The sequence below is a fragment of the Shinella sp. NM-101 genome (assembly GCF_021401195.1).
Lineage (GTDB): Bacteria > Pseudomonadota > Alphaproteobacteria > Rhizobiales > Rhizobiaceae > Shinella.
Map to the genome: position 1 here is coordinate 42,932 of NZ_JACBFT010000001.1, position 12,870 is coordinate 55,801.

Annotated in this window: 12 protein-coding genes; 6 read left to right on the forward strand and 6 right to left on the reverse strand. The window is 67.4% G+C overall.

Going from position 1 to position 12,870, the window contains the following annotated elements:
- Window positions 1-8 precede the first annotated feature (8 nt).
- The 5 genes from trpD (at window position 9) to lexA (ending at window position 4,391) form a co-directional block, all read left to right on the forward strand.
- Window positions 9-1,031 (forward strand): anthranilate phosphoribosyltransferase, encoded by a 1,023-nt coding sequence (gene trpD / locus L0976_RS00190; protein ID WP_234185542.1) that lies wholly within the window; start codon window positions 9-11, stop codon window positions 1,029-1,031.
- A gap of 8 nt (window positions 1,032-1,039) precedes the next feature.
- Window positions 1,040-1,855 (forward strand): indole-3-glycerol phosphate synthase TrpC, encoded by an 816-nt coding sequence (trpC, locus tag L0976_RS00195; RefSeq protein WP_234185543.1) that lies wholly within the window; start codon window positions 1,040-1,042, stop codon window positions 1,853-1,855.
- Window positions 1,855-2,349: a cyclic pyranopterin monophosphate synthase MoaC gene (gene moaC / locus L0976_RS00200; protein ID WP_234186182.1), complete on the forward strand. Its 495-nt coding sequence runs from the start codon at window positions 1,855-1,857 to the stop codon at window positions 2,347-2,349. Before trpC ends, moaC begins: the two co-directional genes overlap by 1 nt.
- Window positions 2,349-3,572: a gephyrin-like molybdotransferase Glp gene (gene glp / locus L0976_RS00205; RefSeq protein WP_234185544.1), complete on the forward strand. Its 1,224-nt coding sequence runs from the start codon at window positions 2,349-2,351 to the stop codon at window positions 3,570-3,572. Before moaC ends, glp begins: the two co-directional genes overlap by 1 nt.
- A gap of 93 nt (window positions 3,573-3,665) precedes the next feature.
- Window positions 3,666-4,391 carry a transcriptional repressor LexA gene (lexA, locus tag L0976_RS00210; protein WP_203318913.1) on the forward strand — a complete coding sequence of 242 codons (726 nt, stop codon included), beginning with the start codon at window positions 3,666-3,668 and terminating at the stop codon, window positions 4,389-4,391.
- On the opposite strand, the gene L0976_RS00215 is transcribed toward lexA, so the two are convergent.
- Complete coding sequence (locus L0976_RS00215) at window positions 4,372-6,843, reverse strand: ComEC/Rec2 family competence protein (protein WP_234185545.1); 2,472 nt, start codon at window positions 6,841-6,843, stop codon at window positions 4,372-4,374. The genes lexA and L0976_RS00215 overlap by 20 nt on opposite strands.
- 308 nt (window positions 6,844-7,151) lie before the next feature.
- Between L0976_RS00215 and gltA the strand changes: the two genes are divergently transcribed.
- On the forward strand, window positions 7,152-8,441 hold the full coding sequence (gene gltA, locus L0976_RS00220) for a citrate synthase (protein WP_203318914.1): 1,290 nt from the start codon (window positions 7,152-7,154) through the stop codon (window positions 8,439-8,441).
- A gap of 28 nt (window positions 8,442-8,469) precedes the next feature.
- Here the strand turns inward: gltA and lpxB are convergent, their stop codons facing one another.
- Genes lpxB through lpxD form a run of 5 tightly spaced genes read right to left on the reverse strand, consistent with a single transcriptional unit; the run spans window position 8,470 to window position 12,868 of the window.
- Window positions 8,470-9,648: a lipid-A-disaccharide synthase gene (lpxB, locus tag L0976_RS00225; RefSeq protein WP_234185546.1), complete on the reverse strand. Its 1,179-nt coding sequence runs from the start codon at window positions 9,646-9,648 to the stop codon at window positions 8,470-8,472.
- Window positions 9,645-10,523 carry an LpxI family protein gene (locus L0976_RS00230; RefSeq protein ID WP_234185547.1) on the reverse strand — a complete coding sequence of 293 codons (879 nt, stop codon included), beginning with the start codon at window positions 10,521-10,523 and terminating at the stop codon, window positions 9,645-9,647. The genes lpxB and L0976_RS00230 overlap by 4 nt, the downstream gene beginning before the upstream one ends.
- A gap of 5 nt (window positions 10,524-10,528) precedes the next feature.
- Window positions 10,529-11,338, reverse strand: a complete 810-nt coding sequence (gene lpxA, locus L0976_RS00235; RefSeq protein ID WP_234185548.1) for an acyl-ACP--UDP-N-acetylglucosamine O-acyltransferase — start codon at window positions 11,336-11,338, stop codon at window positions 10,529-10,531.
- On the reverse strand, window positions 11,335-11,808 hold the full coding sequence (fabZ, locus tag L0976_RS00240; protein ID WP_234186183.1) for a 3-hydroxyacyl-ACP dehydratase FabZ: 474 nt from the start codon (window positions 11,806-11,808) through the stop codon (window positions 11,335-11,337). Before fabZ ends, lpxA begins: the two co-directional genes overlap by 4 nt.
- The gene (gene lpxD / locus L0976_RS00245) at window positions 11,801-12,868 is read right to left on the reverse strand and encodes a UDP-3-O-(3-hydroxymyristoyl)glucosamine N-acyltransferase (protein WP_234185549.1); all 1,068 of its coding nucleotides are present in this window, start codon (window positions 12,866-12,868) and stop codon (window positions 11,801-11,803) included. Before lpxD ends, fabZ begins: the two co-directional genes overlap by 8 nt.
- Window positions 12,869-12,870 lie beyond the last annotated feature (2 nt).

Sequence of the window (12,870 nt, forward strand, 5' to 3'; positions counted from 1 at the left end):
CAAACCGCATGTCCGATCTGAAACCCTATATCGCCAAGGTCGCCACCGGCGCGCCGCTCGACCGCGAGGAGGCGCGCGGCGCCTTCGAGATCATCATGTCGGGGGCGGCCACGCCCTCGCAGATCGGCGGCTTCCTGATGGCGCTGCGCGTGCGCGGCGAGACCGTGGACGAGATCTACGGCGCCGTCGGTTCCATGCGCGCCCGCATGCTGCCGGTCACCGTGCCGGCCGATGCCATCGACATCGTCGGCACGGGCGGCGACGGCGCGGGCACCTACAACATCTCGACGCTCGCGGCGATCATCGTCGCGGGTGCCGGCGTGCCCGTCGCCAAGCACGGCAACCGGGCGCTCAGCTCGAAGTCGGGCACGGCCGACGCCCTTTCCTGCCTCGGCGTCAGGCTCGACATCGGCCCGGCGGAGATCGCCCGCTGCGTGCACGATGCCGGGCTCGGCTTCATGTTCGCCCAGCTCCATCATTCGGCGATGAAGCATGTCGGCCCCTCGCGCGTCGAACTCGGCACGCGCACCATCTTCAACCTGCTCGGCCCGCTCTCCAATCCGGGCGGTGTCAAGCGCCAGCTCCTCGGCGTCTTCTCGCCGCAATGGCTGGTGCCGATCGCCGAGGTGATGCGCGATCTCGGCTCGGAAAGCATCTGGGTCGTGCACGGCGAGGGCCTCGACGAGATCACCACGACCGGCACGACGCAGGTCGCGGCCCTGGAGGACGGCAAGATCCGCACCTTCGAGCTGACACCGGCCGATTTCGGCCTGCCGCAGGTCAAGCTCGACGACCTTCGCGGCGGCGACGGCCCGCACAATGCCGCCGCACTGCTGTCCGTGCTCGGCGGCGCGCACATGCCCTACCGGGACATCTCGCTTGCCAATGCCGCCGCCTCGCTCATGGTTGCCGGCAAGGCGCAAACGCTCGCACAGGGCATGAAGCTCGCGACCGAATCCCTCGAAAGCGGCCGCGCCCGCACCGCCCTGGAACGACTTGTCGCGGTTTCCAACGAAGGCCAGGCGGAGTAGGATTGGCCATGACCGACATCCTCAGGAAGATCGAAGCCTACAAGCTGGAAGAGATCGCCGCCGCCAAGGCGCGCGTCGCCCCGGCCGAGCTTCGCGCCCGCATCCGCGATCAGGCGCCGCCGCGCGGCTTCTTTGCAAGCCTCAGGGACCGGAAGGCCGAAGGCCGATTCGGCCTCATCGCCGAGATCAAGAAGGCGAGCCCCTCCCGCGGCCTCATCCGGCCGGATTTCGATCCGCCGGCGCTCGCCAGGGCCTATGAGGCGGGCGGGGCGGCCTGCCTCTCCGTGCTTACCGACACGCCGAGCTTCCAGGGCGCCCCGGAGTTCCTGACGGCCGCGCGCGAAGCCTGCGCCCTGCCCGCGCTGCGCAAGGACTTCATGTTCGACAGCTACCAGGTGCTGGAGGCGCGTGCCTGGGGCGCGGACTGCATCCTCCTCATCATGGCCTCGCTTGGCGACGATGCCGCGAAGATGCTGGAGGACGCCGCCTTCTCGCTCGGCATGGACGTGCTGATCGAGGTGCATGACGAGGCGGAGATGGAACGGGCGCTGAAGCTGAAATCCAAGCTCGTCGGCGTCAACAACCGGAACCTGCGCACCTTCGAGGTGGATCTCGCCGTTTCGGAAAAGCTCGCCGGCATGGTGCCGGAGGACCGGTTGCTCGTCGGCGAAAGCGGCATCTTCACCCATGCCGATTGCATGCGCCTCGGCAAGGTCGGCATTTCCACCTTCCTCGTCGGCGAAAGCCTGATGCGCAAGGACGACGTGACGGCCGCCACGCGCGCGCTGCTGACCGGCGACGCCGGCGTTCTGGCGGCGGAATGATGGCCGGGGAACGCCTTACGCTCACCCATATCGGCGCCTCGGGCGAGGCCAACATGGTGGATGTCGGCGACAAGGCCGAGACGGTGCGCATCGCCGTCGCCGAAGGTTTCATCCGCATGGCGCCGGCCACCCTCGACCTCATCCTCAAGGGCGACGCGAAGAAGGGCGACGTGATCGGCGCGGCGCGCCTTGCCGGCATCATGGCCGCCAAGCAGACGGCGAACCTCATTCCCCTCTGCCACCCGCTGATGCTGACCAAGGTGGCCGTCGACATCCGCGAGGACCACGCGCTGCCGGGCCTGCGCGTCGAGGCCATGGCGAAGCTCACCGGCCGCACCGGCGTCGAGATGGAGGCGCTGACGGCCGTCAGCGTCGCCTGCCTCACCGTCTACGACATGGCCAAGGCCGCCGACCGCGAGATGGAGATCGGCGGCGTGCGCCTGCGCGAGAAATCCGGCGGCCGCTCCGGCGATTACAAGCGCGGAGACGCCTGATGTCCCTCCTGCCCGTCGCGGACGCCCTCGACCGCCTGCTGTCCGCCGCGCAGCCGACAGTGCGGACGGAGACGGTGAGCCTGCGGGACGCCGAGGGCCGCGTGCTCGCCGCAGACCTCGCCGCCCGCCTCACCCAGCCGCCCTTCGACAATTCCGCCATGGACGGCTACGCCGTCCGCCATGCCGACATCGCCGAACTGGGCTCCATCCTCAAGGTCGTCGGCACCTCCTCCGCCGGCCACGCCTTCGAAGGCACCGCAGGTCCTGGCGAGGCCGTGCGCATCTTCACCGGCGCGCCCCTGCCCGCCTTCGCCGATACGGTCCTTCTCCAGGAGGACGCGGAACGGCTGGAGGACGGCCGCATCCGCACCACCTTCCTCACCCCGGAAGGCCGCCACATCCGTCCCCGCGGACAGGATTTCTCCGAAGGCGAGGTCGTGCTGCATGCCGGCGACGTGCTCGATCCCGGCCGCCTGACCGTCGCCGCCGCGATGAACCATGCGGAACTGACCGTCTATGCCCGCCCCCGCATCGCGGTGCTGGCGACAGGCGACGAGCTCGTCCCGCCGGGCACCCGGCCGGGTGCAAGCCAGATCATCGCCTCCAACACCTACGGCGTCTCGGCCATCGCCCGTAAAGCCGGCGCGGAGGTCATCGACCTCGGCATCGTCGAAGACGACAGGCAGGCGATCCTGGAAGCCGTGCGCAAGGCGCTGGTGCTCGACATCGACGTGCTCGTGACGCTCGGCGGCGCCTCCGTCGGCGATTTCGACCTCGTCCAGCCCGTCCTCGGCGAGGCCGGCATGGCGCTCGATTTCTGGCGCATCGCCATGCGGCCCGGAAAGCCGCTGATGGTCGGCCGCCTCGGCGCGATCCAGGTCGTCGGCCTTCCCGGCAATCCCGTCTCGAGCCTCGTCTGCTCGCTGCTCTTCCTGGAACCGCTTGTCCGCCGCCTCGCCCGTCTTCCGGGGAAAAGCCGGCTGCGCAGCGCCGTTGCCGCCGTGCCGGTCCGGGAAAACGATCACCGCCAGGACCATATCCGCGCCCGGATCGACCGCGGACCTGCCGGCGAGCTCCGCGTGACGCCCTTCGACAAGCAGGATTCCTCGATGATGAAGACCTTCGCGCAATCCGAAGGCCTCCTTGTCCGCCTGCCGCATGCGCCGGCCCTTGAGGCGGGCGCGGCCTGCCAAGTCCTGCTCCTGCGCGAACCCGCTGTTTGAGCAGCATTATTGTTTCACCGGCCCCTTGCGGAACACATATGGAACAGATAGTGTCTGTTCTGGATTTGTTTCACGATTCTCGGTGGAGAGACCATGCTGACGCGCAAACAACAGGAACTCCTCCTCTTCATCCATGAGCGCATGAAGGAATCGGGCATTCCGCCGTCCTTCGACGAGATGAAGGACGCCCTGGACCTCGCCTCCAAATCGGGCATCCACCGCCTCATCACGGCGCTGGAGGAACGCGGTTTCATCCGCCGCCTGCCCAACCGGGCGCGCGCGCTGGAGGTCATCAAGCTGCCCGAGGCCTATTCGCCGAGCCTGCAGCCCCGGCGCGGCTTCTCGCCCTCCGTCATCGAAGGCAGCCGCGGCAAGCCGCCCGCGCCGGCCGCCGCCCCGCCGCAGCGCAATGCTGCCCCGGCCGACATGCCCACGTCCGTGTCGGTGCCCGTGATGGGCCGCATCGCCGCCGGCGTGCCGATCTCCGCCATCCAGAACAACACCCATGACATCACCGTGCCGGCCGAGATGATCGGCAACGGCGACCATTATGCGCTGGAAGTCCGGGGGGATTCGATGATCGAGGCCGGCATCCTCGACGGCGATACCGTCATCATCCGCAACACCAGCACCGCCAATCCCGGCGAGATCATCGTCGCGCTCGTCGACGAAGAGGAGGCGACGCTGAAGCGCTTCCGCCGCAAGGGCGCCTCCATCGCACTCGAAGCCGCCAATCCGGCCTACGAGACCCGCATCTTCGGGCCGGATCGCGTCAAGATCCAGGGCAAGCTCGTCGGCCTCATCCGTCGTTATCACTGACCGCCTGTCCGTTATCGAAGCTGCCGGTCCGCCAGTCGTAGGTGCGGTGCCTCGACCAGGGGCGATCGAGCGTTTCGACGGAAGACGTGAATTCCGCCTCGGGAAGGCTGGCTGCGGCTGCCGCAGCCGGCCGGATTTCCAGCGCGCCCGTTCGCCGCAGATGCCGCGCGGTCACCAGCCGGGCGCCGGAGCGGCAGGCATCCAGCCGCAGGGCAAAGGGCACGACGACGAGATCCGCCCCGTCGCAGGCCGTGCCGAGGAAGGCGGTGTCCTCCAGCGTGACGATCCGCCAGCCGCTCGGCGAGACGGCGGCGCAGAAGGCTTTCGTTTCGCAGACGAAGCCGGGGCCTTTTCCCGCCGCATCGAGAGCCGCGGTGAGGGCATCCCTCGCCTTCTGCCGATCCGCCTTGCGCCGCGGTCGCTTTCCTTCTGGCGCTCCCGCCGGCTTTTCCCCGGCATCCTCCAGCGTCAGGCCCGCCGTCTTGCGCATGTCCGGTTTGACGAGTTCGCCGAGCCGGAGCGCCCGGCGCCATTGATCGTAGACGAAACCCGGCGGCCGGGCTCGGTTCGTCGCCACCCTGGCGCCATCGAGAACGGCGACGAGGCGGCCGTCCTCCGACACCAGCACCTCGGGACGCGGACGCCCGTCGGGCCAGCATGCAATGCCGATGCCCAGCACGACCAGCAAGGTGCCCGCGTGACGCAGCCTGGTGCGTAGGATGCAGAGCAGGCCGCCGCCGACGCCGATCAGCAGGAAGGCGAGCGGCGGAATGCGGCCGATGACGATCTCGCCCTTCCAACTGGCGACCCAGTTCGACATCGCGATCATCCAATCGATCCCCTTGCCCATGATGACGAAGGGAATGGCGTCGAGACCGAAGGGCATGAGCAGCACCGCCATCAGCCCGAACGGCATGACGATGGCGCTGATGACCGGCATGGCCAGGAGGTTCCCGGCAAGCCCGTAGGCGGGAATGCGATGGAAATGGCCGACCGAATAGATGAGCGTGGAAAGGCTGCCGATCAGCGAGGAGAGAAGCAGTCCGCCGAAGAAGCGGCCCGCCGAGCCGCCGATGAGCTGGAACCGCCCGCCCCGGCTTTCGCGGCGAACCGGACGCTCGCGCCAGGCCGCATAGCCGGCGACGAGGCCGAGCGTCGCCGCGTAGGACATCTGGAAGCCGGGATTGGTGACGGCCGAGGGCGTGACGATGAGGATGAGGATCGCCGAGATCGCCACGTTGCGCAGGCTGATCGCCGAACGGCCGAACATCACCGCGACGAGCATGACGCAGATCATGATCCATGAGCGCACGGCCGAGATCGCCCCGCCCGAGACGAGGATGTAGAGCGTCACCATGACGAGCGCCCCGGCTGCTGCGATCTTCTTGGTGGGATAGCGTTCGGCAAAGCCGGGGATCAGCGCCATCAGCCCGCGCGCGCCGACGAGGAAGGTCCCGGCGGCCAGCACCATGTTGAGCCCGGAAATGGCGAGCACATGGGTCAGCCCCGCCTGCCGCAGCGCCTCCACCGTCTCCGCGCTGATCGCCCGCTGCTCCGCCGTCACGAGCGCCGCGGCGATCGCCCCCGCGTCCCCGCCGATGCGGCCGCGTATATGCTCGGTCAGGCTGTTGCGCCATGTCGCGATCTCGCGCCGGACCCGACCCTCCAGTCCGGTTTCGGTGCCCGCCATGGCGGTCGGAGCCCTGTAGAAATAGCCGACGGCGCCGGTTCCCGCGAAATAGGCGTCGAACGCGAAATCGTTGAGCCCGGCGAGCGAGGGACCGGAGGGCGGGCCGAGGCGCGCGCGCCCCGTTATGCCGCTGCCGATGGCGATGGGGTCATGCGTGCTGCGCGCAAGCACCGTCACCACGCCCGGTGCACGTTTGAGGACAGGCCCCTGCGTCGTCTCCAGCGCGACGCGATAGCGGATCGCCCCGCGCGCGTCGCTTTCGCGTGACAGCACCCGGCCGCCGATCTCGGTCGTTACCGGAGCGTCCAGGATGATCGTATCGAGCCGCGCGCTTTCGAGGGCGGCAAGCAGCATGCCGACCGGAACAAGGAACGCCGCGCCCGCGGCAAGCGCCGGCCACCCCTCCCGGTGGCGAAGGCGCCAGGCCGGCAGGAGCGCCGCGAGCGCCACGAGGATCATGGCGAGCGGCGACGGATCGGCTGCGGCGGCAAACCAGAGCGCAGCGCCCGCCCCCATGAAGACGGGCACGAACAGGAAGAAATGGCCGTGCGCCCGCTCCTCGGCAAAGGCAGCGGCAAGGGCATGCCGCCCTGTCGCATCGCTGCGAAGCTGGCCCGCCACCCGCAGCACGGCGGCAAACGGCGCCCGGCGAGGCGGCGCCCGATGGCCGGAAACCGCAGGCAGGGCGCTTGCCTCGGCCGCCGTCCGCCAGCCATGGGCCTCGGCCGCCTCTCCCCGCTCCTCGACTTTCCCCTCGGCCATTCGTCCCGGCCCCGTTCACCTCTCTCACTGTGCAATCGATTGGCGAGACTTTCAATCGGCAGTAGGCGGTAAAATTGCTAAGGCAGACAGAAAGGATGCTACCTCCGCAATTTGGCGGACACTCTCAAAGGTTGCTTGCAACTTCATGGAAACGGTAGATATTGCGTTGCCGGAAAGCCTGTTTCCGCAATGCACAATTTGCCTTTCGTATCGCTTGGCAGGGCACCGTAAATGGGCTAGCAAAACGAGCATGTTCATGGTCGCGGCACGGGACGTGTGCCGCCCATTCGAAACAACGGAGGATCGTTATGACAGGAAAAAGCGCGGATGTATCGGTCGGCGGCAAGTCAGTGGAACTGCCGACGCGATCCGGGACGATCGGCCCCGATGTGATCGACATCGGCACGCTCTACAAGAATACCGGCACCTTCACCTACGACCCCGGCTTCACCTCCACCGCCTCGTGCGAATCGAAGATCACCTATATCGATGGCGACGAAGGTGTTCTGCTGCATCGCGGCTATCCCATCGAACAACTGGCCGAGCACGGCGATTTTCTGGAAGTCTGCTACCTCCTGTTGTACGGCGAATTGCCGACGAAGACCCAGAAGGACGATTTCGACTATCGCGTCACGCACCACACCATGGTGCACGAGCAGATGTCGAAGTTCTTCACCGGCTTCCGCCGTGACGCCCATCCGATGGCCGTGATGTGCGGCGTCGTCGGTGCGCTCTCGGCCTTCTACCACGACTCGACCGACATCACCGACCCGCACCAGCGCATGGTCGCCTCGCTGCGCATGATCGCCAAGATGCCGACGATCGCCGCCATGGCCTTCAAGTACCATATCGGCCAGCCCTTCGTTTACCCGAAGAACGACCTCGACTATGCGTCGAACTTCCTGCGCATGTGTTTCGCCGTTCCCTGCGAGGACTATGTCGCGAACCCGGTTCTGGCCCGCGCCATGGACCGCATCTTCATCCTGCACGCCGACCACGAGCAGAACGCCTCGACCTCGACCGTCCGCCTCGCGGGCTCGTCGGGCGCCAATCCGTTTGCCTGCATTGCGGCCGGCATCGCCTGCCTGTGGGGCCCGGCCCATGGCGGCGCCAACGAGGCAGCGCTCAACATGCTCGCCGAAATCGGCTCGGTCGACCGCATTCCGGAATATATCGCCCGCGCCAAGGACAAGAACGATCCGTTCCGCCTGATGGGCTTCGGCCACCGCGTCTACAAGAACTATGACCCGCGCGCCCGCATCATGCAGAAGACGACGCACGAGGTTCTCGGCGAACTCGGCATCAAGGACGACCCGATGCTGGAAGTGGCGATGGAGCTGGAGCGCATCGCGCTGACGGACGAGTATTTCGTCGAGAAGAAGCTCTATCCGAACATCGACTTCTATTCCGGCATCACGCTGAAGGCGCTGGGCTTCCCCACCACCATGTTCACCGTGCTCTTCGCGCTCGCCCGCACGGTCGGCTGGATCGCCCAGTGGAACGAGATGATCGAAGACCCGGAACAGCGCATCGGCCGCCCGCGCCAGCTCTATGTCGGCGCACCCAAGCGCGACTACCTGCCGGTCTCCAAGCGCTGATCTCGGCAATCGACAGCAGAAAGCCCGGTCAGTTTCGACCGGGCTTTTTTGTTGCGAGAAGATCGAGGATCACCGTCGCGCCGGTTTCGCCGGGCGGGCGGGCGGTCTGCATGCGGGCCTCTACCAGATCGTAGCCTTCCAGCATGGCCCGGCGCTCGGTCGTGTCAGTGGAAAGACGCTCGAACCAGCGCGTCAGGACGCCGGGCCGCACCTGCTCGTTGAGATATTCCGGCACGACGGCATAATCGGCGATGAGGTTGGGAATGGCCGCCGTCCAGATTTTCACCCTGCGCAGGAAGAAATTGGCGATCCAGTCGAAGCGATAGGTCGACACGACGGGCACGCCCGCGAGCGCCAGTTCCAGGATAACCGTGCCGGAGGCCGCGATCGCCGCGTCTGCGGCGGCGAATGCCGCCCACTTGTCCTGCGTCGACACGGTGATCTCAGGCGGCGTCGGCCAGTCCGCCGTCAGCCGCCGCACCAGCGGCTCCTGCCGCGGCACCGTGGGCAGCAGGAAGCGGATATCGGCATGGCGCGCGGAAAGCTCCTTCGCCATCTCGCCGAACACCGGAAGGAGGCGGCCGATCTCCGTGCTGCGCGAACCGGGCAGGAGGAGGCAGGTCTTCCCGCCGGCCTCGCCCCCGGGCCGCGCAAGCCGCGCGGCGCGCACCCGTTGGATGTCCGCATCGCCGACCAGCCGGTGGCCGACATAGGTGGTAGCCGGGCCGCCGAGCCGCTCCATCGCCGCCGGCTCGAACGGCAGCAGGGCCAGCACATGGTCGACATAGGCGCGCATGCGCGGCGCCCGCTCTTCCTTCCAGGCCCAGACGCTGGGGCAGACATAGTTGACGACAGGCAGGTCCGGCAGTGCCTTGCGGACGCGCCGGGCGACGCGATGGGTGAAATCCGGGCTGTCGATGATGATCAGCACGTCCGGGCGAGCGGCGATCAACGCGTCCGCCGTCTGGCGGATGCGGCGCAGCAGCGACGGCAGGCGCTTCAGCACCTGCGAGATGCCCATGATGGAGAGTTCGGAGAAGTCGAAGAGGGATTTCAGCCCCTGCCGCTCCAGCGCCTCGCCGCCGACACCGACGAGCTCGATCGGCCCGCCATGGGCCGCGCGCAGCGCCGCCACGAGATCGCCGCCAAGCAGGTCCCCGGAGACCTCGCCGGCAATGACGCCGACCCTGATCGGTTCTCCCGTCATGGCGCAGTCTCCGTTCTGTCCGGCAGGATGCCCGTCACGAAGAGGCCGGCCGCATCCGCCTGCGCAACGAGCGTCTCGCGCTCCAGTATCAGCGAGCGGCCCGCCTCCACGGCGATGCCCGCGAGCCCCGCCGCCTTCGCCCGGCGCAGGGTTTCGAGGCCGATCGACGGCAGGTCGGCGCGCAGGTCCTGCCCCGGCTTGCACAGCTTGACGAGAACGCCCTTGCGGCGCTGGGAAATGCGGCCCGCCGCGCGAAGCTGCGCCACGCGCTCCAGCATCCCGTCCGTGCCCTCTGCCCCCTCCAGCGCCACCACGCGGCCGCCGACGGCGACGGCGCCCTGCCCCACGTCCAGCCGGCCGAGCGCCAGGGCCGCAGCAGCGGCCGCCGCGATGTCGGCCTCGGCCGCGCTGTCCGGCACGACGGCGCCGAGCGGCCCCTCGCTTCCGAGGAGATCCGGCACGATCTCATGGGCGCCGACGACACGCACGCCCTCACCCTCTATGAGGCGGATGACCATTTTCAGGACAGCATCGTCGCCGCCCTTCAGCAAGGTGCGGACGACGGAGGGAATGGCGAGCAGCGCCGTGAAGGGCGCATGGATATCGCGCCATTCCGGCCGGCGGCGCACCCAGCCGGACAGGACCGCGCGGCCGATGCCGTGGCGGCGGAACGCAGCGCCGATACCGGCATAGTTTCCGATGGAAATCACTTCGTGATCGTAACCCGACCAGTCGTCGCCCGACTCGTTGCTGAGCGCCAGGATATAGGGGCTTTCCCCGCGGGCACGGGCGGCATCGGCGACGTAACGCGGCAGCATGCCGCCGCCGGCGATGATGGCCAGCCGGTCGCGCGCTTCGGGCCGGCTTTCCGCCATGACGGTCAGCCCTTGCCCCGGTTGGGAGACGAAAGGGCCCGGTCGCTTTCCGCGGCGATGAAATCGAGGATCTGCATGACCGGAGCGCTCTCCGCATATTCCTCGCGGATCGCGGCGGCATTGACGCGGATGGACCCTTCGCCCTCGAAGATCTGCTTGAAGGCGCGGCGAACCTGATGGATCGTCGCCTTGTCCATGCCTGCGCGCGACATGCCCACGACATTGAGGCCGCCGAGGATGCCGGGATTGCCGTTCAGCATGCCGTAGGGGATGACGTCGTAGGACACGGCCGAAAGACCGCCGATGAAGGCCTGGCGGCCGATGCGGGTGAACTGGTGCACGGCGGAGCCGCCGCCGAGAATGACGCGATCCTCGATCTTCACATGGCCGGCGAGCATGACGTTGTTCGACAGGATGATATGGTCGCCCAGGATGCAATCGTGCGCGACATGCGAATTGGCGAGGAAGAGATTGTTGTTGCCGACGATCGTCCGGCCGCCGCCCTCGGTCGTGCCGGCATTCATCGTCACGCCTTCGCGGATCACGCACAGGTCGCCGACATCGAGCGTCGTCTCGGCGCCGTCGTGATGCACGCTCTGCGGATCGCCGCCGATGACGGCATTGGGGAAGATGCGCGTGCCGGAACCGATGACGGTACGGCCGGTGACCACCACATGCGTCAGAAGCTCCACGCCATCCTTGAGAACGACCTTCGGCCCGACATGGCAGAAGGGGCCGACGACGACGTTCTCACCGATGACCGCCCCGTCCTCGACGACGGAGAGCGGATGGATCTTCGCACTGGCGGCAATCATTTTAAGGCGTCTTCCTTTTTCACGATCATCGCGCCGATATCAGCTTCGGCGGCAAGTTGCCCATCAACTTTTGCATCGCAGTGAAACTTCCAGATATTGCCGCGCTGCTTCTGCTTCGTGACGTGGAACTCCACGCGGTCGCCGGGCACGACCGGCTTGCGGAAACGGGCATTGTCGATCGTCATGAAATAGACGAGGTTCGATCCCGTGCAGGCCTTGCGCGCGCAGATCGCGCCCGCCGTCTGCGCCATGCCCTCGACGAGCAGGACGCCGGGCATGATCGGGTGATCGGGAAAATGCCCCATGAAGTGCGGCTCGTTCACCGTCACGTTCTTGATGCCGATGGCCGAATCGTCCCCGTCGATCTCGATGATCTTGTCGACCAGCAGGAAGGGATAGCGGTGGGGAAGAAGCGTGAGGATTTCACGCAGGTCCGCCACGCCGAGCGTTGCCCTGGTTTCTTCACTCATCATTGCCCCCCTTCTTCTGGACTCGAGTGCTGGAACGCATGACGATTTCCGCCATGTCGCGAAGGAAATCGCGCATCGGACGGGCGGGAATACCGCCGTATTTCTCGCCCGCCGGAATATCGGCGACCACGCCGCTCATGGCGGCGATCTGCACGCCGTCGCCGATGGTGATGTGGCCGTTGATGCCCGAGGCGCCGCCGATCATCACGCCGTCGCCGATCCGCGTGCTGCCGGCGATGCCGACCTTGCTGACGATGCCGCAATGGCGACCGATGCGCACGTTGTGGCCCACCTGCACCTGATTGTCGATCTTGGTGCCCTCGCCGATCACGGTATCGTCCATCGTGCCGCGGTCGACCGTCGTGTTCGCGCCGATCTCGACATTGTCCTGGATGATGACGCGGCCGATCTGGACGATCTTGATCATGCCGGGCTTCAGGCCCGGCGCATAGCCGAAGCCGTCCTGGCCGATGCGCGCGCCGGGATGGATGATGACATTGTTGCCGACCAGCGCATATTGAATGGTGACGCCCGCGGCGATCGTGCAGTTGCGGCCGATCCGCACGCCGGCGCCGATGACCGCGCCGGGACCGATATGCGTGCCCTCGCCGATCTCCGCGCCCTTGCCGATGACCGCCATGGGTTCGACCGTCACGCCGGGTTCGAGCCGCGCCGCCGGGTCGACATAGGCGCCCGGAGCTACCCCGGCAGGCGCGGAGGTCATTGCCTCCGGCCGCATGGCCGCCGGATGCAGCAGTGCGCCGGCCATGGCGAAAGCTGTATGCGGGCGCGCGGAAATCAGCACGGCGATATGCGCGGGAACCAGCGCGGCGAGCGGGCGCTCGCAAAGAATCGCCGTCGCCTGGCTCGTATCGAGCTCGGCGCGAAGCTTGCGGGAGAGGATGTAACAGAGATCGCCGTCTTTCGCCCGGCTTACGGGCGATACATTGCGCACGACCCGGTCGGCCTGTGCAGCATCGGCAAGCTCCGCCCCAAGCGCTGCCGCTAGGTCACCCAGACGGATGCCGTCATGGGGCGGAAAAAACCAGTTATGCTCCATCG